This window comes from Streptomyces sp. NPDC058751 (genome assembly GCF_042746485.1).
Classification (GTDB): Bacteria; Actinomycetota; Actinomycetes; order Streptomycetales; family Streptomycetaceae; genus Streptomyces.
This window is the reverse complement of sequence record NZ_JBHYPZ010000013.1, coordinates 27101-50043: the sequence shown is the minus strand read 5'-3', so window position 1 is coordinate 50043 and position 22943 is coordinate 27101. Positions and strand designations below refer to the sequence as shown.

The 22943-nt window shown below is 71.6% G+C and carries 22 protein-coding genes; 12 read left to right on the top strand and 10 right to left on the bottom strand.

The window, feature by feature from the left end:
* Both ACFW6B_RS14725 and ACFW6B_RS14720 read left to right on the top strand, forming a co-directional pair.
* Entirely contained in the window at positions 1-1887 is a 1887-nt protein-coding gene (locus ACFW6B_RS14725; protein ID WP_386595762.1) for an FUSC family protein, read from the top strand.
* Positions 1888-2064: 177 nt separating this feature from the next.
* Entirely contained in the window at positions 2065-2238 is a 174-nt protein-coding gene (locus ACFW6B_RS14720; RefSeq protein WP_386595760.1) for a hypothetical protein, read from the top strand.
* A 34-nt stretch (positions 2239-2272) separates the two neighbouring features.
* Here ACFW6B_RS14720 and ACFW6B_RS14715 read toward each other — a convergent pair whose 3' ends face one another.
* The gene (locus ACFW6B_RS14715; protein WP_386595758.1) at positions 2273-2599 is read right to left on the bottom strand and encodes a hypothetical protein; all 327 of its coding nucleotides are present in this window, start codon (positions 2597-2599) and stop codon (positions 2273-2275) included.
* A gap of 116 nt (positions 2600-2715) precedes the next feature.
* Positions 2716-3390 carry an ATP-binding protein gene (locus ACFW6B_RS14710; protein ID WP_386595756.1) on the bottom strand — a complete coding sequence of 225 codons (675 nt, stop codon included), beginning with the start codon at positions 3388-3390 and terminating at the stop codon, positions 2716-2718.
* A 330-nt stretch (positions 3391-3720) separates the two neighbouring features.
* On the opposite strand from ACFW6B_RS14710, the gene ACFW6B_RS14705 reads away from it, so the two are divergent.
* Positions 3721-4581 (top strand): helix-turn-helix transcriptional regulator, encoded by an 861-nt coding sequence (locus ACFW6B_RS14705; RefSeq protein ID WP_386595754.1) that lies wholly within the window; start codon positions 3721-3723, stop codon positions 4579-4581.
* Positions 4582-4860: a DUF397 domain-containing protein gene (locus tag ACFW6B_RS14700; protein ID WP_355765303.1), complete on the top strand. Its 279-nt coding sequence runs from the start codon at positions 4582-4584 to the stop codon at positions 4858-4860.
* A 131-nt stretch (positions 4861-4991) separates the two neighbouring features.
* Here ACFW6B_RS14700 and ACFW6B_RS14695 read toward each other — a convergent pair whose 3' ends face one another.
* The 3 genes from ACFW6B_RS14695 to ACFW6B_RS14685 form a co-directional block, all read right to left on the bottom strand.
* Complete coding sequence (locus tag ACFW6B_RS14695) at positions 4992-6485, bottom strand: glutamate synthase subunit beta (protein ID WP_386595752.1); 1494 nt, start codon at positions 6483-6485, stop codon at positions 4992-4994.
* A gap of 157 nt (positions 6486-6642) precedes the next feature.
* Positions 6643-7122: a DUF1772 domain-containing protein gene (locus tag ACFW6B_RS14690; protein ID WP_386595750.1), complete on the bottom strand. Its 480-nt coding sequence runs from the start codon at positions 7120-7122 to the stop codon at positions 6643-6645.
* 348 nt (positions 7123-7470) lie between these two features.
* Entirely contained in the window at positions 7471-8166 is a 696-nt protein-coding gene (locus tag ACFW6B_RS14685) for a DUF2293 domain-containing protein (protein WP_386595747.1), read from the bottom strand.
* A gap of 141 nt (positions 8167-8307) precedes the next feature.
* Between ACFW6B_RS14685 and ACFW6B_RS14680 the strand changes: the two genes are divergently transcribed.
* Positions 8308-8949 (top strand): uridine kinase, encoded by a 642-nt coding sequence (locus ACFW6B_RS14680; RefSeq protein ID WP_386595745.1) that lies wholly within the window; start codon positions 8308-8310, stop codon positions 8947-8949.
* Between the two features lie 114 nt (positions 8950-9063).
* Complete coding sequence (locus ACFW6B_RS14675; RefSeq protein ID WP_386595743.1) at positions 9064-9504, top strand: CBS domain-containing protein; 441 nt, start codon at positions 9064-9066, stop codon at positions 9502-9504.
* Positions 9505-9570: 66 nt separating this feature from the next.
* Here ACFW6B_RS14675 and ACFW6B_RS14670 read toward each other — a convergent pair whose 3' ends face one another.
* Complete coding sequence (locus tag ACFW6B_RS14670) at positions 9571-10698, bottom strand: magnesium and cobalt transport protein CorA (RefSeq protein WP_386595741.1); 1128 nt, start codon at positions 10696-10698, stop codon at positions 9571-9573.
* 223 nt (positions 10699-10921) lie between these two features.
* On the opposite strand from ACFW6B_RS14670, the gene ACFW6B_RS14665 reads away from it, so the two are divergent.
* Complete coding sequence (locus ACFW6B_RS14665; RefSeq protein ID WP_386595739.1) at positions 10922-11716, top strand: methyltransferase domain-containing protein; 795 nt, start codon at positions 10922-10924, stop codon at positions 11714-11716.
* A 121-nt stretch (positions 11717-11837) separates the two neighbouring features.
* Here the strand turns inward: ACFW6B_RS14665 and ACFW6B_RS14660 are convergent, their stop codons facing one another.
* The 4 genes from ACFW6B_RS14660 to ACFW6B_RS14645 all read right to left on the bottom strand — a co-directional run bounded on the left by ACFW6B_RS14660 (position 11838) and on the right by ACFW6B_RS14645 (position 15356).
* Positions 11838-12761: a carbohydrate kinase family protein gene (locus ACFW6B_RS14660; protein WP_386595962.1), complete on the bottom strand. Its 924-nt coding sequence runs from the start codon at positions 12759-12761 to the stop codon at positions 11838-11840.
* A 110-nt stretch (positions 12762-12871) separates the two neighbouring features.
* On the bottom strand, positions 12872-13777 hold the full coding sequence (locus ACFW6B_RS14655; RefSeq protein ID WP_386595737.1) for a pseudouridine-5'-phosphate glycosidase: 906 nt from the start codon (positions 13775-13777) through the stop codon (positions 12872-12874).
* Positions 13778-13857: 80 nt separating this feature from the next.
* Entirely contained in the window at positions 13858-14412 is a 555-nt protein-coding gene (locus tag ACFW6B_RS14650) for a methylated-DNA--[protein]-cysteine S-methyltransferase (RefSeq protein WP_386595735.1), read from the bottom strand.
* A gap of 77 nt (positions 14413-14489) precedes the next feature.
* Positions 14490-15356 (bottom strand): glycerophosphodiester phosphodiesterase, encoded by an 867-nt coding sequence (locus ACFW6B_RS14645; RefSeq protein ID WP_386595733.1) that lies wholly within the window; start codon positions 15354-15356, stop codon positions 14490-14492.
* 278 nt (positions 15357-15634) lie between these two features.
* On the opposite strand from ACFW6B_RS14645, the gene ACFW6B_RS14640 reads away from it, so the two are divergent.
* The 5 genes from ACFW6B_RS14640 to ACFW6B_RS14620 all read left to right on the top strand — a co-directional run bounded on the left by ACFW6B_RS14640 (position 15635) and on the right by ACFW6B_RS14620 (position 22807).
* Complete coding sequence (locus ACFW6B_RS14640) at positions 15635-16507, top strand: MHYT domain-containing protein (protein WP_386595731.1); 873 nt, start codon at positions 15635-15637, stop codon at positions 16505-16507.
* A 39-nt stretch (positions 16508-16546) separates the two neighbouring features.
* Complete coding sequence (gene uvrB / locus ACFW6B_RS14635) at positions 16547-18679, top strand: excinuclease ABC subunit UvrB (protein WP_386595729.1); 2133 nt, start codon at positions 16547-16549, stop codon at positions 18677-18679.
* Positions 18680-18839: 160 nt separating this feature from the next.
* Positions 18840-19418: a TerD family protein gene (locus ACFW6B_RS14630; protein ID WP_386595726.1), complete on the top strand. Its 579-nt coding sequence runs from the start codon at positions 18840-18842 to the stop codon at positions 19416-19418.
* Between the two features lie 43 nt (positions 19419-19461).
* Positions 19462-21483 carry a TerD family protein gene (locus ACFW6B_RS14625; protein WP_386595723.1) on the top strand — a complete coding sequence of 674 codons (2022 nt, stop codon included), beginning with the start codon at positions 19462-19464 and terminating at the stop codon, positions 21481-21483.
* Between the two features lie 334 nt (positions 21484-21817).
* Complete coding sequence (locus ACFW6B_RS14620; RefSeq protein ID WP_386595960.1) at positions 21818-22807, top strand: TerC/Alx family metal homeostasis membrane protein; 990 nt, start codon at positions 21818-21820, stop codon at positions 22805-22807.
* Positions 22808-22943: the final 136 nt, after the last annotated feature.

The following is a 22943-nucleotide window of genomic DNA, read 5'->3' as shown; positions in this document are numbered from 1 at the left end:
GTGCACCGCACTTCCCTCGCCGTACCGCCCTGGCTCGCCCACGCTCTGCGCGCCCAGCGCGGACCGGTCCCCTGGAACGCCGTCGTGCGGGGTGCGCTGGCCTGTGGGCCGCTGCTGCTCGTGGCCGTACTGAGCGGCCGTGCCTCACTCGGAGTGGTCGCCGCACTCGGCGCCATGCTGACGGGGATCAACGACCGGCCGGGCAGCCGACGCGTCGCCGTCGAACGGCTCGGGGTACCCGCCCTCGCCGGGGCCGCCGGTCTGCTCATCGGGTCGTACGCCGGGCAGCACACCGGCGCCGTGGCGCTCACCCTCGTCCTCACCGGGCTAGGACTGCTCGCCGGAGCCGTCAGCTCCGTCGGACCCGTGGCCTCCGGGGCCGGGACCCAGCTGCTGGTCGCCTCGGCGGTCGGGGCCGGGATGCCGTTGCCCGCACCGGGGTGGGTGCGCGCGCTGCTCTTCCTCGGCGGCGCCGGCTGGCTGCTCGCGCTGCGGCTGGTGCTGCCGACGACCGGGGTGGGCACCGGCGCCTACCGCTTCGACGGGGAGCGGGAGGCGGTCGGCGGTGTGTACGACGCGATCGCCCGGCTGCTGCTCGCGGTGGGCGGACCCGACGCGGCCCGGCGGCGCGTCGCGCTGACCGCGGCCCTCGACCACGCGCAGGACGCGCTCGACGGGCCCAGGCTGAGGCGGTACGCCAGTTCCGCGGCCGAACGGCGCCTGCACGCGCAGTACGCCGCCGCCCTGCCGCTCGCCGAGGCCGCGACCGCGCTCGCCTGGGCGGGCGAGACCGTGCCCGCACTGGCCGCGGAGGGCCCCCGGCGGCTCGCGGCCGCCGTCCGCACCGGCGCCCCCACCGGCCCGCTGCCGGCGCCCGCCGTCCCCGGAACCCGGTCAGGCCCCCTCGGGAGCACTCCCGTCGTGCCCGCCCTGCGCGCCCTCCACGACGCCCTGCTGCACGCGGCCGAGACCTTCGACCGGGGCTTCGGGAACGTCCTGCACAACAGACGGCGTACCGCCACCTCCCTCGTGCGCACCGCGCTCGGTGCCGCGGGGCGGGAGTACGGCATCAGGGTCGCTCTCTGCTTCGGCGCGAGCGTCGCCGTGGCACAGGCCCTGCACCACGCACGCCGGTACGGCGACCACCCGCACTGGTACTGGCTCCCCGCGACCGCCGTCTTCCTCGTCAAGCCCGATCTGGGCCCGCTCGTCTCACGCGTGCTGTGCCGTGCGGCGGGAACCGTCCTCGGCGCGGTCGTCTTCGCGGGCTTCGCCCTCGTGCTGCCGCGGCCGGAGGGGCTCGTCGCCCTGGTCGCGGTCAGCGGGGCCCTCATCCCCGTCGCCACCCGGCACTTCGCCGCGCAGACCGCCGTCGTGACGGTCCTCGTCCTCGCCCTGGTGATGGTCGGCGGCGAGCCGCAGGCTTCCTGGAACCGGATCGTGGAGACCTCGCTGGCCTGCGCGATCGTGCTGCTCGTCGGACATCTGCCGCCCCTCGGACAGCGTGGCGGGACCGTGCGGGCGAGGCTCACCCGGGCCGGCGAGGCGGCGGACGTCTATCTCGCCCACGTGATGGGCGACGGTACGGCCGACGACCGTACGGGCCGCTGGGTCCTGCGCCGGGAGGCCTATCGCGCGCTCGCCGAGGCCCGTGCCGCGATCGACCTCGCCGCGGCCGAGCTCCCCGCTCTGGCACGGCACTCCGAGGGCACCGCCGCGGTCGCGGCCACCCTGGAACGGCTCGTCGACACGACCACGGCGTGTGCCGTGCAGCTCGACGACACCGGCCGGCTCACGCCCCGGCACACCGAGCGGATCGACGAACTCCTCGGCGAGCTGGCCGAGCGGCGCGAGCGCGCGGGACTGCGGGCGTCCGCAGCCTGCTGACCGACCGGCGAACCGGTGGACCGGCGGGCGGACGCGACGGATGCGCGGAACCGCGGGGTCCGGGGCGGGCCGCTCTGTCGCCCGGTGTCGACTTCGTCTCAGTACCGTCACTGCCAGAGCCGTTCACCCCCTGGCAGGCGTTTAACTCTCCACAGCAGCGCGACATGGAGGTAGAGGGTGAACGGGCGAAAGGTTCTGGAGCGTTTTCCCGCCGGAGGACCCCGTGGGTCGTGGCCCGCGGAGGAGTTCGCGCAGGCGCGCCGCCAGGAGGGTCAGGCGGCGGAGGTCGTCATGGATCTCGCCTCCGACGCGTTCCTGGTCGTCGTGGGCGGTGCCGACGGCGTCGAGTGAGCGCGCGCCGGACCCCGCGGCCGCGAAACGGGCCTCACGCGCTGATCGGACGCGACCAGGTGGGTGTCGTCCCCGTGACCTGGCACAGGGCCAGATACAGAGGGATCGGCGGCGTATACGGAAGCGTGCCATCCGGTTTGTGGATGAGCCCGGGAATCCGGGGTGCGTCCGTCACGACCGCCCCCGCGACGTAGTGGGCGGGCGTCGGCCACTCCAGGGCGACGTCGGAGTCGGAAGGAACGATCCACCACCAGTGCGCCCCGTCGGCGTAGACGCAGCCGACGCGCGGCAGCCGGGACAGCAGCAGCGGCCCGAGCCGTGCGGGTACCGACACCGCGTCGCAGCCCAGGGGCACGTTCATCCCGTCGGGAACGGGAAGACGCCTCGGCGGCCCGGGCCGTCGCCGTCCGCGGTTCGCGCGGACCAGCGTGTCCAGGCTCAGGACCCGCGCCGCAGGTCCCGCCGCAGGCGTACGGCTCACAGGCTCTCCCGGTCCCGGTTCCGTTCCCGATGCTGATCCCGGCGCGGGCCCCGGTCCCGGCACGGGTCCTGGCCCTGGCGGGGATCGCGGTCCTGGCGCTGGGTCCCGTCCTGACGCGGGCCCCCGTCCCGGCGCGGGTCCCGGTCCCCGTTCCCGCTCCGGGCGGAGGGAAGCTGGGGGTTCCCCACGGTTCCCGCCCCCCAGGATCCCTCCGCCCCCGTGCCCCGACCGTCGTTCGGGGGCTTCTTCGCACTCCAGCCGAGGTCCGCCCGCGGACCCGTGTCCGCGTCGGGCGGGGCCGGTTCGCACCGGGCGTTTTCGGCCCGGTCTGCCGCGCGTGCGATCTCCGCCCACACCAGCAGACCGGGCCCGGTGTCCTGGGCCCCCCAGGCCCTGGACACTGCCGCGACGAGAAACAATCCCCTCCCGTGCTCCTCGTCGGGCCGCTGTGCGGAGGGGTGCGGCTCGCCCGGAGCGCACCCCTCGTCGCACACGGCTATGCGCACCACGTCGCCGGCGTCGTGCAGTTCGCAGACGACGCGTTGCCCGGCGGCATGGACGATCGCGTTGGTGACCAGTTCCGACACCACGAGCACAGTCGTGTCGCGGGTGTCCTCATCCACCGCCCAGCCGGACAGGCGGGACAGGGTCAGGCGTCTCGCCTGAGCCACGGAGCCCGGGTGTGCGGCCAACTCGAAGCGGAACCGGCGCTCGGCGGCCGCGCCGGGGCACTGCCCCATGGCGGCTCGGAGACCGAACCGGTCTTCGGCTGCGTCTGTTCCTAACGGCGCGGACGGAATCACGCCTGCCACTATGCGCGTCGCCGCGAACACTTGGCAAGACTCACTCTGAAAAATGCAGAGTGCCGTGTGACGCCGTGGGAGCGCGTGGCACACTGCTGGCAACAGCTAGCCGAGCGGCGCCAGTTGGGATCGTCGAAGCCGACGAGGAAGAACCCGGACGGCGCCGAACGGGCTGCCCGGACTCAGTGGAGGTGGGACGTGAGCGAACCGCGGTCCGCGCCGACGGTCGGCCAGGTCGTTCTCGGACGGCGACTGTTGGACCTGCGGGAACGCGCGGGTCTCAAGCGTGAGGAGGCCGCGCGGATCCTGCGCGTCGCCCCCGCGACGGTCCGCCGGATGGAGATGGCCGAGGTCTCCCTCAAGATCCCGTACCTCCAGCTCCTGTTGAAGTCGTACGGCGTCGGCGACCAGGAGGCCGAGGCCTTCGTCCAGCTCGCCGAGGACGCCAACAAGCCCGGCTGGTGGCAGCGGTTCCACGACATCCTGCCCGACTGGTTCTCCATGCACGTCAGCCTGGAGGGCGCCGCCTCCCTGCTGCGCTCCTACGAACCGCACTTCGTTCCGGGCCTGTTGCAGACCGAGGACTACGCGCGCGGCGTCCTGAAGGCCGGAGCCATCGGGCAGACCAGGCCCGAGGACATCGAGCGCCACGTGGCGCTGCGCATGAAGCGCCAGGACCTGCTCACACGCGAGGACGCGCCCCGGATCTGGGTGGTGATGGACGAGACGGTGCTGCGCCGTCCCATCGGCGGTCCCGAGGTGATGCGCGCTCAGATCGACAAGTTGCTTCAGGCCACGAAGCTGCCCCATGTGACGTTGCAGGTGATCCCGTTCTCCTCGGGTCCGCACCCCGGCACGTACGGGCCCTTCGTGCTGTTCCGATTTGCCATGCCGGAACTCCCGGACATGGTCTACAGCGAGTACCTGACCGGCGCCGTCTACCTGGACGCACGTTCCGAGGTGGCGACTCATCTCGAGGTCATGGACCGCATGGCGGCCCAAGCCGCCACGGCACATCGCACGAAGGAGATCCTCCGGGATCTCCGCAAGGAGCTGTGAATGGAACGCATCACGCCGGAACGCATCAATCCGCGAATAGGCGACGTGCGCATCTACAACGGAATGCCCGCCCGTGAACTCGGCAGCGAGGGCTGGCACAAGCCGTGGAGCGGTGGCAACGGCGGCAACTGCCTGGAGGCGATGAAACTCGCCGACGGCCGTATCGCCGTACGTCAGTCGGCGGACCCGGACGGTCCCGCCCTCATCTACACGCCCGGCGAGATGACCGCTTTCATCGAGGGCGCGAAAGCGGGAGAGGCGGACTTCCTTCTCTCCTGACGACTTGCCTGCCCTTTTCCACGACCTCTCCGATCTCCATGACTTCTCTGAATTTGGTTCTGATGTGATCACCCACCACGGCGCGGACTTACGGAGCCGCCCCGACCGCCCGTCCCGTGGAGCGGCGGCCCTCAGGCGGTCATGGGGCGGTCGTACGGCCCGATCGGGGCCGGCAGACGCGAGCGGGCCGCCCCGCTGAGCGCCCGGTCCACGGCCGCGGCGACCGCCCTGCCCTCGGCGATCGCCCACACGATCAGCGACTGCCCGCGCGCCGCGTCCCCGGCGGCGTACACCCCGGGGACGTTCGTCCCGAAGTCGGCGCCGCGGGCGAGCGTGCCGCGGGGTTCGAGTTCCAGCCCCAGCTGGTCGATCAGCCCGTCGTGCGGGTCCGGGCCGGTGAAGCCGAGGGCGAGCAGGACGAGGTCGGTGGGCAGGGCCCGCCCGGAACCGGGGACCGGCCGGCGCCGCTCGTCGACCTCGACGAGACGCAGTGAGCGCACCCGGCCGTCCGCGTCCCCCTCGAACCGGAGCGTGGAGGCGGCGAAGAGCCGGGCGTCCGCGTCCGCGGCGGGCGCGGTGCCCAGCGCACCGGCCTCCTCGTGCGCGGCGGAGAGCCGGTAGATCTTCGGATACGTCGGCCACGGCTCGGCGTCCTCGTCGCGATCGGTCTCCGGCTGCGGATAGATGTCGAGCTGGGTCACGGAGGCGGCGCCCTCGCGCACCGCGGTCCCCAGGCAGTCGGCGCCGGTGTCACCACCGCCGACGATCACCACGTGCCTGCCCGCCGCGGACAGCGGGGAGACCTCCAGATCCCCCTCGCACACCCGGTCGGCCAGCGGAAGGTACTCCATCGCCTGATGGATACCGGACAACTCCCGCCCGGGCACGTCCAGTTCGCGCCAGGCGGTGGCGCCGAGCGCCAGGATCACGGCGTCGTAGCGGGCCTTGAGCTCGGCCGCCCCGATGTCGGTGCCGATCGCCGTCGACGTGCGGAACTTGGTCCCCTCCGCGCGCATCTGCTCCAGCCGCCGGTCCAGATGCCGCTTCTCCATCTTGAACGCGGGGATTCCGTACCGCAGCAGACCGCCGATCCGGTCCGCGCGCTCGTACACGGCCACCGTGTGACCGGCCCGGGTCAACTGCTGTGCCGCGGCGAGCCCGGCGGGCCCCGACCCGACGATCGCCACCGTCCGGCCCGAGAGACGGTCCGGCGGACGCGGCGGTGTGAACCCGTCCTCCCAGGCGCGGTCGGCGATGGCGACCTCGACGTTCTTGATGGTGACCGCCGGCTGGTTGATCGCCAGCACACAGCCCGCCTCGCACGGGGCGGGGCACAACCGCCCGGTGAACTCAGGAAAGTTGTTCGTGGCGTGCAGCCGGTCGCTCGCCGCCCGCCAGTCGTCGCGCGAGACGAGGTCGTTCCACTCGGGGATCAGATTGCCCAGCGGACACGCTTGATGACAGAAGGGGACGCCGCAGTCCATGCAGCGGTCGGCCTGTTTCTCGATGATCGGCAGCAGGCCCCCGGGAACGTACACCTCGTTCCAGTCCCGTACCCGCTCCCGGACCGGCCGGCGCGGATACTCCTGGCGGGGTGTGGTCATGAAGCCCTTGGGATCGGCCATGGCCGTCTCCCTCGTGTACGCGTACGAGAGGGCGCGGCCGCGCGGACGCCGGCCCTCGGCGGTCACGGGATCCGGGCAGCACCCCTTTCCCGCCACGATACGTCGCCCGGGCACGCGCCGCCGCCCCGGACGCACAGGCGGGGGAGGGGCGCACAGCTCAGGCGAGGGCGAGCGCGTACGACACCGCAGCCGCGGCCGAGGCGGCGGCGCGGACGTGATTCCACCTCGTCCACTGGCGCACGAACACGGGCCAGTAGTCGGCGGCCTGCGGCGTTTCCGGCTCCAGTCTCAGCAGCGCGTCGTTGCGCGGGACGTTCGCCGTGATGGTCACCCCGAATGCCCCGAACAGATACAGCGCGCTGCCGAGCAGTAACTCCACCGTCCCCTCGTCCGGCAGCAGCACGAACGTCACCACCGCCAGCACCGAGCACAGCACCGCCGACCCGACGAACACCAGCATGAACGGGGGCCGGACCGCGGCGACGTTGATCGCGTTCATCGCGGCCACGCCCTGTGCCGGCGGCAGCTGGGCGAGGGCCCTCATCACGAAGGTCGAGAAGCCGAGGAACACCCCGGCCACCAGCCCGCAGCCGAGCACCCCCAGCAGGGTCAGCACGAAATACGGTCCATCGATCATGTCCACTCCCGTGTCGAACCGGCCGGACCCAAGATCCTGCACAGCGCCGGCCGTCATCTCAAGCGAAATCCCCCACGACGGCGACGGCCATGGCCGAGCGACGCACACCCATGCGAGACCGTCTCCGCCCACCGGCGCGAGACCGTCTCCGTCCTCCCCCGAACGACCGTCTCCACCCGCCGAGCCCCCTTACGCCCCCTCGCGGACCACCGTTCCCGCGGACCACCCCTTACGCCCCCGCGGACCGCCTCATGCCCCGTCGACCCGCTCGTGAGATCCCCTGACGCCGGCCGGTCGTCCGCTCGGACTTCGCCCGGCCACCCGAGCTCGTCCCGGGGTGCCCCTCGCTCACGCCTGCGCGGTGAGGCCGGCGCGCCATTCCCAGAGCCTCGTGTCCACCGTGGCCGCGATCCGGCGCCGCGCCTCGTACCGCGGGACGCCGCTCATCAGCAACTGGTCGTACGGAGTCTCCGTGTGCCGTACCGAGGCGCGGACCGCCGCGGTCACCGCCGCCTCGGACAGCGCGCGGCCCGCCGAACTCCGCCCGACCCGCCCGCTGCCGCGCACCGAGGCGTGCGCGGCGATCGCCCGTGCCCGGTCGGCCGGACAGTACGGAAACAGGCGGGATATCTCCCGCGCGAACGCCTCCGTGAAGCGGACGTCCTCCGCCTCCCGGCGCCGCGCGTCCCGGGCCCGGCGCCGCCGCCGCGCCTCCGCGTCCGCCAGACACCGTTCCTCGGCCAGGGCGAGCGCCGCCTCCTCGACCATGACGCCCTGCCGCTCGTAGCGCCCCCGCCGGCGGTTGAACCGCACCACGACGGCCGACAGCACGCTGCCCTCCCGCGATCTGCGGGTCAGCGCGGTGTCGCCGCGCGGCAGGAACACCAGATGCCCGAGATCCGCGCAGTCCAGACACCGAGGCGTCCCCTCCTCCAGCACCAGCAGCGGCAGCGGCCCGCTCCGGCACTCGACACAGTGCCGCTTTCTGAGCGGCTGGACGACGAGAGGTCCGTTGCGGTGCGGGGGATCAGCGATCGGTGCCATACGCGGTTCCTTCCCCGGAGCGCCGCCACACCCACGTCGTCGGCCGGTGCCTCCGCACGGCTCACGCCCCGGCGGCCCGACGCCCTCCGCACCCGCCCGCGGCCCGACGCGCCGGCCGGGGCCCTTCACACGCGCGGCATCATGGGTCCTGTGCGACTCGAAGCGATCACCTGGGAACGGCTCGGCGACCACCTCGCCGATCGTCTGCTCGACCTGAGACCGCAGGACGGCAGCCCGTGGCCACGCGTCGCCTTCGACGGAGCACCGGCCGCCCGCCCCGGCGAACTCGCGCAGCGCGTCCTCGAGGCGCTGCGGGTACGCGGCCGTCCCGCGCTGGTCGTCGGCGCAGAGGACTTCCTGCGCCCGGCATCGCTCCGGCTCGAACACGGTCACCAGGACGTCGAGGCCTATTACGACGGCTGGTTCGACACCGGCGCTCTGTGGCGCGAGGTCTTCGGCCCTCTCGAACCCGGCGGCGACGGCAGGGTCCTGCCCGACCTCCGGGACCCGGTCACCGACCGGGCCACCCGCAGTCCGTACGTCCAACTCCCGCCCGGCGGAATCCTGTTGCTCCACGGCCCCCTCCTGCTGCGCCACTGGTTCCCGTTCGACCTCAGCGTCCACGTACTCCTTTCTCCGGGCGCCCTCCGCCGCCGTACCCCCGAGGCGGAGCACTGGACCCTGCCCGCGTTCGCCCGCTACGAGAGCGAGGTGGGCCCGGGGAGCGCCGCCGACCTGCTGGTACGGGCGGACGACCCCCGCCACCCGGCCTGGAACGGCTGACCGGCGCCCCGGATCTCCGGGTGCGTGGCCCGTGGGGCGCGGCGAGAATGAAGGGCGCCGGTACCAGCGGCGTGTCCCGCGCCGTGCCGGCCGTCCGGCACCGGGAGGTACGCCATGACCACCGCCGGAGACATCATGCACCGCGGGGCCCAGTGGATCCCCGCCCACGAGACCCTGGACCGCGCCGCCCAGCTGATGCGTGAGCTCAATGTGGGCGCGCTGCCCATCAGCGACCAGGACGAGCGCCTCTGCGGCATTCTGACCGACCGCGACATCGTCGTCGGGTGTGTGGCCATGGGCCGCGACCCCGCGCAGGTCACCGCGGGCGAGATGGCCCGGGGCACACCGCGCTGGATCGACGTCGGCGCCGATGTCGGTGAAGTGCTCCAGGAGATGAAGGGGCACCAGATCCGCCGGCTTCCGGTGATCGAGGACAAACGGCTGGTCGGCATGATCAGCGAGGCCGACCTCGCCCGGCACCTCAGCGACGAACAACTCGCCGCCTGGGTCGAGAGCGTCTACGCGAGGGGCGGCGCGGGCAGCGCGACGGGCTGACCGGCCGATCCTCCTGGCCCGCACCACTCCGTCCGGCCGGCCGGACGGAGTGGTGCGAGGGCGGTCTCAGAGCCAGCCGTTGCGCCGGAACCCTCGGTAGAGGACGTAGCAGCCGATCGATATGACGCCGATGACGATGGGGTAGCCGAATCTCCAGTGCAGTTCGGGCATGTTGTCGAAGTTCATGCCGTAGACGCCGCAGACCATGGTGGGGACGGCGATGACCGCCGCCCAAGCCGTGATCTTGCGCATGTCCTCGTTCTGCGCCACGGTCACCTGCGCGAGATGCGCCTGCAGGATCGAGTTGAGCAGTTCGTCGAAGGCGGCTATCTGCTCGGTGACCCGCAACAGATGGTCGGAGACGTCACGGAAGTACGCCTGTATCTCCGGGGAGACCACGCGGGTCGGCCGGGTCGTCAGCTCCTGGACGGGCCGGGCGAGCGGGGCCACGGCCCGCTTCAGTTCGAGGAGTTCCCGCTTGAGCTGGTAGATGCGGCCCGCGTCGGTGCGCGCGCCGTTCTCGGCGAAGACCTCGGCCTCGACATGGTCGATGTCCGCCTGGACCGAGTCCGCGACGCTCACGAACTCGTCGACCACATGGTCCGCGATCGCGTGCAGGACCGCGGCCGGCCCCTTGGACAACTGCTGTGGGTCGGCCTCCAGTTCCTCGCGCAGGGGGCCCAGGGATCCGTGCCGTCCGTGCCGCACGCTGATGACGAAGTCCGGACCGACGAACACCATGATCTCGCCGGTGTTCACCACCTCACTGGTCGCCGTCAGCTCCGTGTGCTCCACGTAGCAGACCGTTTTGAACACCGCGAACAGCGTGTCGCCGTACCACTCCAGCTTCGGGCGCTGGTGTGCCTCGACCGCGTCCTCGACGGCCAGGGGATGCAGGTCGAAGAGCTCCGCGATGCCGGCGAACTCCACGTCGGTCGGTTCGTGCAGTCCGAGCCAGACGAATCCGTCGTCGCGCTTGCGGATCCGCCGCACGGTGTCGACCAGATCGCTGCTCTCGGGGATCCGCGCGCCGTCCCGGTACGCCACACAGTTCACCACCGAGGAACCCAGCGGCGAGCGGGCGGGGTGACTCAGGTCGACACGGCGGCTCCGCCGTGTCAGCCGTGCCACTCTGCGGAGGCCGTCGACCGCTCCGAGAGCCGTCACCTTCCGCAAATTCCCTGCCATGGACATCTGGATCTCCTCGTGTGGATCTCCCCGGGCCGCACTTTGCGCCTGGCACGCCAGTCTGCCAGGCATGGCCGGACACCGGAAAAGGCTGTGGGAACGGAGCGTTCCGCTCCGGTGTCGCGATGTTCGGCCGGATGCGGCGGGACGTACCTCTCGCGTGTTCCCGGTGCCGGAGACGGGAGCGTCGACGATCCGTGACGACCGGGTCGACTGGGATGATCTCCCCATGACGCGAGCCGACGGGTATCTCCTCGACAACCAGCAGACGGAGGCGGGCCGACGCTTCGAGGCCCTCGCCGCTCTCTTCGACCCCACCACGTTCCGGCACATGGAACGCTTCGGCGTGGGGTCCGGCTGGCGTTGCTGGGAGGTCGGGGCGGGCGGCACGTCCGTCGTGTCCTGGCTCGCCAAGAAGGTCGGCCCGACGGGGAAGGTCGTGGCGACCGACATCGACACCTCGTGGGCGGCCTCCGTGGCGCGCTCGCCCGTCGAGGTCCGCGTCCACGACGTGGGGGCCGAGGAACCGCCGGGGGAGGGCTTCGACCTCGTGCACGCCCGGCTCGTCCTGGTCCATGTGCCGGACCGGGAGCGTGCGCTGCGGTCGATGGTCAAGGCGCTGCGGCCCGGCGGACGGCTCCTCGTCGAGGACGCGGACCCCGCCCTGCAGCCACTGCTCTGCCCCGAGGAGTACGGCCCCGAGCAGCGGCTCGCGAACCGGCTGCGTCAGGGTTTCCGCGCACTGCTCGCCGAGCGCGGCGCCGACCTCTCCTACGGGCGCAAGCTCCCGCGGCTGCTCCGGGACGCGGGGCTGGGGGGTGTGGAGGCCGACGCGTACTTCCCCGTCACCTCACCCGCCTGCGCGGAACTGGAGTCCGCCACGGTCCGTCAGATCCGCGACCGGTTGGTCACCGCCGGCCTGGCCACCCAGGAGGAGATCGACCAGCACCTCGCGAACGTCGCCGCGGGGTCCATGGACCTGGCGACCGCGCCGATGATCTCGGCCTGGGGGCGCAAGAACTGAGCGGGCGTGAGAGACGGGGCGAGGCCGTTCGGCCCGGCCTCCACGGAGCCGGAGAACCGGGAGGGCGTGAGGGGCGGGGAGTCGGTCCGGTCCCCCGCACGCCGTCGCGTGGCCGAGGAGGTCAGCGGACCCGTGCATCTCCTTCGTCTCGCCGGGCGCTCGCGGCGGGCGGTCTCCCGCCGATCCGCTCCACGGCCTTCGCCCCGGCCGAGCACCCCGCCCTCGCCGCCTCTTCGGGGGCGGCACCCATGAGCAGCGCCGCGAGGAACGCGCCGGTGAACGCGTCACCGGCGCCCGTCGTGTCCCGCGGCGTCGCCCGCGACGCGGGGACACGGGCCCGGACGGCTCCGGAACGGGCGACCAGGGCGCCTTCACTTCCCAGCTTGGCGACGACCAGGGGGAAACGGCGGCTCAGCTCGGCGGCCGCGTCGGCCGGATCGGGCAGCCCGGTCAGCAGACACGCCTCGTCACGGCTGGGCAGCAGGACCTCCACACCGGCGCAGAGTCCGAGAAAGCGGTCCACGCCCAGCCGGGTGAGGAATCCCGCCGACGCCGGATCCAGGCTCACCGGCACACCTCGCGCGCGCGTCGACTCCAGCACCACCGACACCAGCGCCCGGCTCGACTCGGAGAAGAACAGGTAGCCCGACAGATGCAGCCGCGCGACCCCGTCGAGCAGCGCGGGCGACCAGTCGGCCGGTGCCAGCCGCAGTGAGGCCCCGCTGTCCGTGAGGAACGTGCGCTCCGCCGACGCGCCGCTGTCCACCAGACAGATCACCGTCCCGGTAGGGGCCTTCGGATCGGTCACCAGAAGGGGCTGTACGCCGCTCGCGGTGAGTTCGCGTTCGTGCCACGCCACGGCGTCACGACCCGCCCGGCCGAGCAGCCGTACGTCGGCACACCCCTCGTGCACGGCCCAGCACGCGACATTGGCGCCCGCGCCGCCCGGTACGGTCCGTACGGCGGCGGCCGTGTCGGTGCCGGCCGCGAGCGGTCCACGATGCCGGGCGACGACATCCGTGACCACGTCCCCGACGACGAGCAGAGCGCCGCAGGCGAGGCCGCCCCGGCCGGCCGCCCCGTCGGCCCGGGCGCCCCCGTCCGTGCCGCTCACGTCCGTGCCGCTCACGTCCGTGCCGCTCACGTCCGTGCCGCTCACGCCCCGGCCCAGGCCGCCGCGATCCGTCCCGCGAGGCGCACGTTGCCGCGTACCGCCGCCAGATTGGCGGCGAGGGACGCACCGTCCGTGTGCCGGACCAGGTAGGAGAGCAGGAACGGTGTCACCGCCTGTCCGGTCACCCCCTTCGACTCGCACGCGCGCAGCGCCTCGGCGAGCACGCGCGCGTGCAGCTCGGGATCGAGCTGCTCCTCCTCGGGCACGGGGTTCGCGACGACGAGTGCCGAGTCGGGGGAGCGCAGGGCCTCTTGGGCGCGCATCACCTCCGCGACCTGCTCGGGGGAGTCGAGGGTCCAGTCCACGGGGTGCCCCGAGTCGGACAGGTAGAAGCCGGGGAACCGGTCGGTGCCGTACCCGGCCACCGCCACGCCCAGCGTCTCCAGGCGCTGCAGTGTCGCGGGCACGTCCAGGATCGACTTGACCCCGGCGCACACCACCGTGATCCGGGTACGCGCCAGCAGGCCGAGGTCGGCGGACTCGTCCTGGGTCACCGTCCACTCGCGGTGCACACCGCCGAGTCCTCCCGTCGCGAACACCCGCACCCCCGCGCGGGCCGCCAGCAGGGCGGTCGCGGACACGGTCGTCGCGCCGCTCGCCCCCGAGGCCACCGCGAGCGGCAGGTCACGGTGGCCCAGTTTGCGGATGCCGTCCTCGTTCGCGACCCGTTCCAGCCGGTCCTTGTCCAGGCCCACATGGGGCCGGCCGTCGAGCACGGCGATCGTCGCGGGTACGGCACCCTCCTCACGGACGGCCTCCTCCAGTTCGAGGGCGACCTGGAGGTTGCGCGGGCGGGGCAGTCCGTGGGCGATGATCGTGGACTCCAGGGCCACCACCGGCCTGTGTGCGTCGAGCGCCTCCCGGACCTCTTCGGACATCACGATCACGCGCCTGCCTCCTGTCGTCGGTCGACGTTCCCGTCCCTGGATCTCTGGCGGGCGGCGAGCCCGGCCAAACTCCCGCGACCTCAGAACAGCGGCTCCGGGAGGACGCCTTCGAGGGCCAGCAGCTTCCGCTTGGTCTCCAGACCGCCCCCGAAACCGCCGATGCCGCCGTTGCTCTCGACCACCCGGTGGCAGGGCACCACGACCGGCAGCGGATTCGAGCCCATGGCCACCCCCACGGCCTGTGCTGCCCCCGGCGCGCCGACCCGTTCGGCCAGGTCGCCGTAGGCCACGACGGAACCGAAGGGGACGCCCGCGTCCAGCTCACGCAGCACCTGGCGGTTGAACCCAGAGATCAGCGACCAGTCGAGCGGCAGGTCGAAGTCGTGCCGCTCGCCCGCGAAGTACGCCTCGACCTGGCGTATCGCCTCGGCCAGCAGCGGGGACCCGGGCGCCTCGGCCGGTTCGCCGCCCAGGCGGGACGCGAGCCGGCCGAGCGCCCTGTCGCGCACCGCGTCCGACGCGTGGAAGACGACGTTGACCAGGCCGTGGGGCGTCGCAGCGAGGAGCAGCGGACCGATGTCCGTGCCGACGACGGCCCACACGATCCGCTGCCCGTACCGCCCGTGGCTGTCCATGCGATCCACCGTACGGCCCGGCACCGACAACGCCCGGAACGTACGCCCGGACCGCCCGCGCCCCGGGCGACGGCGCGCTAGGGAAGAGCCGCACGGACGACGTCGGGCGTGTTCGTGATGATGCCGTCCGTACCGAAGTCCGCCAGGCGCCGGGCGGTGGCCGCGTCGTCCACGGTCCAGGCGAAGACCTTCATCGGGCCGTGCGGGCCGTGGAGCGCGTGGACCGCCGAGACGTAGTCGGACGTCAGCGACCGGTGATCGGGGTTGATCTGGTCGCTGAACCGGGCGTACCAGGGCAGCCGTGCGACCGGTGGTGTCCCCAGGAAGGCCGTCGTGACGCCGGGCCGCAGCTGGTGCACGGTCCGGACGCTGTCCGCGCTGAAGCTCTGGACGATCAGCCTGTCCCGCAGGTGCACCGGATCGAGCCAGCCCTGGTTGTTCAGGAGCCTGAGCGTCTGCCGCTCGATGCCCGGATACAGCTCGGGGTTCTTGAGTTCGAGGACGAGCTTCTGGTGGTTGCGCGAGACGCGTTCCACGTACTCCCGCAGCGTCGGAACCTTCGCGTCCGCGAACCGGGGGTCGAACCAGCTCCCGGCGTCCAGGCGGGCGATCTCGGCCGCGGTGAAGTCCTCGACGTTCCAGGGGCTCCGGTCGGGATAGACCGTCTCGGCGTCTGTCGTGCGCCCCAGCGAGGCGTCGTGGAGGACGACCAACTGGCCGTCGCGGGTGCGCCGGACGTCGTTCTCGACCCAGTCGATCCCCAGCTCGGCCGCCCGGTCGACGGCCGCCAGGGTGTTCTCCGGGGCGTACGCGGAGGCGCCGCGATGGGCGACGACCAGCGGTGCCGTGATCCGGCCGCCGGCCTTGGCGTGCGGGCCGGGCAGTATCAGAACGGCTCCCCCGAGAAGCGCGGCGGTCGTGGCGGCGGCAACGCGCGCGTGCATGCGTTCTCCTCGCGTCAGGCGATCACGGACAGTGCAAGACTGACAGCAGGGAGTCGACGGGCGGGGGAGGTGAGATGGCCGCGGGTTGAATGGAGTTGTCCGAGTCCGCTCGCCGTCGGAGCACAACTGGGGAGAGGTCGTGATTGTTTGCAGGATTATCGTTCGACCATTCCGGCGGGGTCGTACTCTCTGCCTCGACCCGGTCCGCTCCTGCTGTCCGGGCCGCGGGGGTGTTCCGGGCGGTTCCAGGCGTAACAGGGCGGGAAAGGCAGCCGCGCATGCGAGGCACGGTCGACGGCTTCACCTACGGACTCGTCACACCGCTGGTGGCGTATTTCATGGCCTGCCTGGGCGGGGCGCTGGGCCTTCGCTGCACCGCCAGGTCCGCGCTCGTCGCCGGCTTCTGGCGGGCCGGCTGGCTCGCGCTCGGCTCGGTCGCGATCGCCTCCGGCATCTGGACGATGCACTTCATCGCGATGATGGGATTCACGGTCGAGGAGAGCCCCGTCCACTACGACCGGCCGACGACGTTCGCGAGCCTGGGCGTCGCCGTCCTGATGGTCGGCGCCGGGATCTTCATCGTCGGCTACCGGGGCGCCACCGGGACGGCGCTGTTCACCGGAGGGACCGTCACCGGCCTGGGCATCGCCTCGATGCACTACCTGGGCATGGCCGGGATGCGGCTCAACGGGAGGCTCGCCTACAACACGCTCACCGTCTCCGCCTCGGTCCTCATCGCCGTCGTGGCCGCCATCGCCGCCCTCTGGGCCGCGGGGCAGGTGCGTGGATTCCTCTGGAGCGTGGGCGCGAGTCTCGTCATGGGGCTGGCCGTCAGCGGCATGCACTACACGGGCATGGCGGCGCTCCGCGTGCACCTGCACGGTCCGGTCGACGGGACCCCCGCCGGGGACTCGGCGGCCGCGCTGCTCGCGCCCATGATGATCGGCCCACTGGCCCTTCTCTGCCTGGCGGGCGTCGTCGTGCTGTTCGATCCGCAGATGGTCGTGGGCGGGCCCGCCCGGCGCCCCGCGGAGATCAGGCGACCGGGCGTCCCGGCCCGTCCCGGCCCCGTGCGCACCGGCCTCCGTCCTGCCGTCCACCCCGTGCGGGAACGCGCCCACCGCCGCCCGCGGACCCCGCAGAGCAGGTGATCGGGCCCGGTTGTCAGTGCGGGGTCGTACGGTGGATCCATGCGGCCCGTATCCAAGATCGAACGTTCGGTGGCGCCCTTCGAGGTCGTCAGCCAGTTCCAGCCGAGCGGTGACCAGCCCACGGCCATCGCCGACCTGGAGAAGCGCATCCGCGCAGGCGAGAAGGACGTCGTCCTGCTGGGCGCGACCGGCACCGGCAAGTCCGCCACCACCGCGTGGATGATCGAGAAGCTCCAGCGCCCCACGCTCGTCATGGCACCGAACAAGACGCTGGCCGCCCAGCTGGCCAACGAGTTCCGCGAACTGCTGCCGAACAACGCGGTCGAATACTTCGTGTCGTACTACGACTACTACCAGCCCGAGGCGTACGTCCCGCAGTCGGACACCTACATCGAGAAGGACTCCTCGATCAACGAGGAGGTGGAACGCCTGCGCCACTCCGCGACCAACTCGCTGCTCACCCGCCGCGACGTCGTCGTGGTCGCCTCGGTGTCCTGCATCTACGGCCTCGGCACACCGCAGGAGTACGTGGACCGGATGGTCAGCCTCAAGGTCGGCGACGAGATCGACCGCGACGACCTGCTGCGCCGCTTCGTCGACATCCAGTACACCCGCAACGACGTGGCCTTCGCGCGCGGCACCTTCCGGGTCCGCGGCGACACCATCGAGATCTTCCCGGTCTACGAGGAGCTCGCGGTCCGCATCGAGATGTTCGGCGACGAGATCGAGGCCCTGTCCACGCTGCACCCGCTCACCGGCGAGGTCATCAGCGACGACGACCAGGTCTACGTCTTCCCCGCCTCCCACTACGTGGCGGGTCCCGAGCGCATGGAGCGCGCCGTCAACGACATCGAGAAGGAACTGGGGGAACGCCTCGCCGAGCTGGAGAAGCAGAGCAAGCTCCTGGAGGCCCAGCGCCTGCGCATGCGGACGACGTACGACATCGAGATGCTCCGCCAGATCGGCTCCTGCTCCGGCGTCGAGAACTACTCGATGCACTTCGACGGCCGTGAGCCCGGCTCCCCGCCGAACACGCTGATCGACTACTTCCCGGACGACTTCCTGCTCGTCATCGACGAGTCGCACGTCACCGTTCCGCAGATCGGCGCGATGTACGAGGGCGACGCCTCCCGCAAGCGCACCCTCGTCGACCACGGCTTCCGGCTGCCCTCCGCCCTGGACAACCGTCCCCTGAAGTGGGAGGAGTTCCAGCAGCGCATCGGCCAGACCGTCTACCTCTCGGCGACCCCGGGGAACTACGAGCTCTCCCGCTCGGACGGGTACGTCGAACAGATCATCCGCCCCACCGGCCTGATCGACCCCCAGGTGGTCGTCAAGTCCACCGAGGGCCAGATCGACGACCTGGTGCACGAGATCCGGCAGCGCACCGAGAAGGACGAGCGCGTCCTGGTCACCACGCTCACCAAGAAGATGGCCGAGGACCTCACCGACTACTTCCTGGAGCTGGGCATCCAGGTGCGCTACCTCCACAGCGACGTCGACACCCTGCGCCGCGTCGAGCTGCTGCGCGAACTGCGGGCCGGCGAGTTCGACGTCCTGGTCGGCATCAACCTCCTGCGCGAGGGCCTCGACCTTCCCGAGGTCTCCCTGGTGGCGATCCTCGACGCCGACAAGGAGGGCTTCCTGCGCTCGGGCACCTCCCTGATCCAGACCATCGGCCGCGCGGCGCGCAACGTCTCCGGCCAGGTCCACATGTACGCGGACAAGATCACCCCGGCGATGGAGAAGGCCATCGAGGAGACCAACCGCCGCCGGGAGAAGCAGATCGCCTACAACAAGGAACGGGGCATCGACCCGCAGCCCCTCCGCAAGAAGATCAACGACATCGTCGCGCAGATCGCCCGCGAGGACATCGACACCGAGCAGCTGCTCGGCTCCGGCTACCGCAAGACGAAGGACGGCAAGGGCGCCAAGGCCCCCGTGCCCGCGCTGGGCGCCAAGGCGACCCGCGCCGCCAAGTCCGCCAAGGCCAAGGACGCCGTGCCGACCGACCGCCCGGCTGCCGAACTCGCCCAGCAGATCGAGGACCTGACGGAGCGGATGCGCGCCGCGGCGGCCGACCTCCAGTTCGAGATCGCGGCCCGTCTGCGCGACGAGGTGTCCGAGATGAAGAAGGAGCTGCGGCAGATGAAGGAGGCGGGAATCGCCTGACGATACCGTCGGGGGCGCCGGGCCCGGCCGAGCCCGCGGTGTGTTGCAAGACCGACACAAAGTCGGCCCCAGGGTTCGGCGCTGTCAGTGCCGCTGCGTAGGGTTCTGTTCATCCGCGGACGCCGCGGCAACAGGGGACAGTTCGAGAGGGGAACAGCGCGTGACGGTCAACATGACCAAGGGTCAGGCCATCAGTCTGCAGAAGAACGACGGGGGCACGCTGACCGCGGTCCGCATGGGACTCGGCTGGCAGGCAGCACCCCGGCGCGGCCTGTTCGGTTCGCGCACCCGGGAGATCGACCTCGACGCGTCCGCCGTGCTCTTCGCGGACAAGCAGCCCGTCGACGTGGTGTTCTTCCGCCACCTCGTCAGCGACGACGGCTCGGTGCGGCACACCGGCGACAACCTCGTCGGCGGTGTCGGCCAGGGCGGCGACGACGAGGCCATCCTCGTCGACCTGCAGCGCGTCCCGGTCCACATCGACCAGATCATCTTCACCGTGAACTCCTTCACGGGCCAGACCTTCCAGGAAGTGCAGAACGCGTTCTGTCGTCTGGTCGACGAGACCAACGGCCAGGAACTCGCCCGCTACACCCTGGCGGGCGGCGGCCAGTACACCGCGCAGATCATGGCGAAGGTGCACCGCGCCGGAACCGGCTGGCAGATGACGGCCCTCGGAACGCCGGCCAACGGCCGCACGTTCCAGGACCTGATGCCCGCCATCCTGCCGCACCTCTGAGCGGCCGACGCACACGCACACAGCGACATAGGGGGACAAGACGATGACGGCCGAGCTGGTCAGGGGGCAGAACCACCCGCTCCCTCAGGTCCGTCTCGAGGTCCGCGTCTCGGCCGGTAAGCCGATCGTGGCCGGGGCCACGCTCAGCGACGAACAGGGCAGAGTCCGGGGCGTCGAGTGGGTGGCCCATCCCGGCGCGCCCACGCTTCCCGGACTCGAGGTCTCCAGGCAGGCGGCGGCCGACCACCGGCTGGCCTTCGACCTGGACGCCCTGCCGCAGGCCGTGCACCGGGTCAGCGTGCTGCTCGCGCTGCCCACCGGTGTGGGCGGCCCTGTCCGGTTCGGCGCCGTCGCCGCTCCCTTCGTCGCGGTCACCGGCCTCGACGGACTAGAGGTCGCCAGCTACACCCTCACCGGACTGGACGCCGAGTCCGCCGTCGTGGCCCTGGAGCTCTACCGCCGGCAGGGCGCCTGGAAGGTGCGCGCGGTCGGCCAGGGCTACGCGGGCGGTCTCGCCGAACTCCTCACCGACCAGGGGCTTCCGGAAGCCCTGCAGCTCGCGGGCACCATCAACGAAGCGGTGGTCCAGGGACTGGCACGGTCGGTGGCGGCGCCCCCGCCCCGCACCCCGGACGCGGACCGGTCGCGCCAGGCCGCGGCCTCGGCACCGGGACCGGACCAGCCCTACGCCGGACCCGGAACCCACGGCACCTCAGGAGCCGTGCCACCGCAGCAGGGTCCGTACACGCCCGGTCCGCAGGGAACGGCGGCTCCGCAGACCGGCCGTCCGGGAGTCCCCGCCCAGCCCGATCCCTCCCCGGCCACCCAGCCGCCCGGCACGGGTGGCCCGGTCAACTACAGTCATCCCGGACGGCAGACCGCCGCTCCGCCGCCGCCCCCGCCGACCGCTCCGCCGGCCCAGCCCGGACAGCCCGCGCAGCCGGTCGCGGGAGACGCGACCGGCTGGTCCATGGAGGAGCGGCTGTACAACCAGGTCTGGGGGATGTTCGAGGACCTGGCCCGGAGCGTCGCCGCGTACCGCAGCGCCGTCGACTTCGCCGACTCCCGCATGGAGAAGGAGCTCGACCAGGTTCTCTCCGACCCGCGCAGCCGGATCGGGGGACAGGGCGACGCCGCTCGCGAGACCGCACGCGCCAAACACGCGCAGCTGGTCGACCAGGCCCGGGCCGCTCTCGACCGGGACCTCGCCCATCTCACCGCCGAGGCCGAGGTCGTGGAACCCGCGCTGCCGACGGCCTACGCGCGCTGGGACAACCCTGTCTGGCACGGCTACCGCGCCCCCATGGAAATACCCATGGCACTGCGGCTCGGCGACCTCCGTCTGCCCGAGACCGAGAACCTGAGCATCCCCATGCTGGTGCGTCTGCCGCTGGAGCGCGGCCTGTGGATCGACAGCGGTCGCACCTCACTGGAGGGCACGCTCGCCGACCCCGACCAGGTGCGCCGACTTGCCGTGGACACCGCCGTGGCGCACGCGGCCCGACTCCTCGCGGTGTACCCCCCGGGCGAGTTCACCGTGCATGTCATCGACGCGGCCGGCACCGGAGCCCCGTCCCTGGCGCCACTGACGCAGTCCGGGGTGCTCGCCGCCCCGCCGGCCGCGGGTGCCACGGGAGTGACGGACGTACTGAGCCGTCTCACCCAGCGCGTCGACCTGGTGCAGATGGCGTTGCGCGGGGGAGCGGCCGACTCGCTGCCGCCGGGCTTCGACACCGCGGAACAGCTCCTGATCGTCAACGACTTCCCGCACGGCTTCGACGACCGCGCCGTCACCCAGCTCCGCTACCTGGCGGACGAGGGTCCGGCCGTCGGTGTCCATCTGATGATGGTGGCCGACCGGGAGGACGCGGCGGCGTACGGACCGCTGCTCGACCCGCTCTGGCGGTCGCTGCTGCGGATCACGCCGGTGCCCGACGACCATCTCGCCGATCCGTGGGTCGGTCACGCGTGGACCTACGAGCCCTCGCTCGTCCCCGCGAACAGCCAGGTGCTCCAGCAGGTCCTCGCGGCGGTGGCGGCGGCCCGCCGGTCGTGGAACCGCTGACCCGGTCCCGGCGCCTCCGGCCCCTCGCAACCCTCCGGACCCGAGGGGCCGAACTGCTTCACCAAGTAACCGTAAAGCGCCTTTGACCAGGGGACTTGGACCTTCTTTTACTAAACCCTTTACCTTCCTTTGGTGATTCGGGTACTCTCTTTCCATTCGGAGGGGAGTACTCCCTACTTGCTGCGGCGCACCCGTCAATACGGATCGAGTCAGATCCCGGGGCGTCGGTCCGCGGACTTTGGGGCGCATCCAGCGCCCCAGCGGTCTCGGGCGGAAGAGACCTCCGGTGGCGAACGACGCTGAAAACTGCCGTTACGTACTGCCGGAGGCGCATGTGGATGTTTCCCTGACCCTGTGGGTCCTGACCATCGTGGGGCTGGCCGCACTGATCGCGGTCGACTTCTTCATCGGCCGCAAGCCGCACGATGTATCGATCAAGGAAGCCGGAATCTGGACCGTCGTCTGGATCGCCCTCGCAGGGCTGTTCGGACTCGGACTGCTCCTCTTCGCCGGCGGACAGCCGGCCGGGGAGTTCTTCGCTGGCTTCATCACCGAGAAGTCGCTGAGCGTCGACAACCTCTTCGTCTTCGTCCTGATCATGGCGAAGTTCGCGGTGCCCACGATGTACCAGCAGCGCGTGCTTCTCGTGGGCGTCCTGATAGCCCTCGTCCTGCGCGCGGTGTTCATCGCCGCCGGTGCCGCGATCATCGCGAGCTTCGCCTGGGTCTTCTACATCTTCGGCGCGTTCCTCATCTACACCGCCTGGAAGCTGATCCAGGAGGCCAGGGCCGACGAGGACGAGGAGGAGTTCGAGGAGAACCGGCTGCTCAAGGCCGCCGAGCGGCGCTTCGGCGTGGCCGACCGCTATCACGGCACCAAGCTGTGGATCCGCACGAACGGCAAGCGCGTCATGACGCCGATGCTGGTCGTGATGCTGGCGATCGGCACCACCGACGTGCTCTTCGCCCTCGACTCGATCCCCGCGATCTTCGGTCTGACCCAGGACCCGTACATCGTCTTCACGGCCAACGCCTTCGCGCTGATGGGTCTGCGGCAGCTGTACTTCCTCATCGGCGGCCTGCTCAAGAAGCTGGTCCACCTCAGCTACGGCCTGTCGGTCATCCTCGGATTCATCGGCGTCAAGCTCGTCCTGCACGCGCTGCACGAGTCCGGCGTTCATGTCCCCGAGATATCCATCCCGGTCTCGCTCGGAGTGATCTGCGCGGTCCTGGTGGTCACCACGATCACCAGCCTGATGGCTACCAGGAAGCAGGAGGCACCTGAACTGTCCGGGAGCGCTTCGAAGGAGAGCGTCGACGCCTGACCGTGTCGAACACGGCGACGGTCACCTCCGGGGGCGGTGGCGGGAAGCGGTCTCGCTCGGAGTGATCTGCGCGGTCCTGGTGGTCACCACGATCACCAGCCTGATGGCTACCAGGAAGCAGGAGGCACCTGAACTG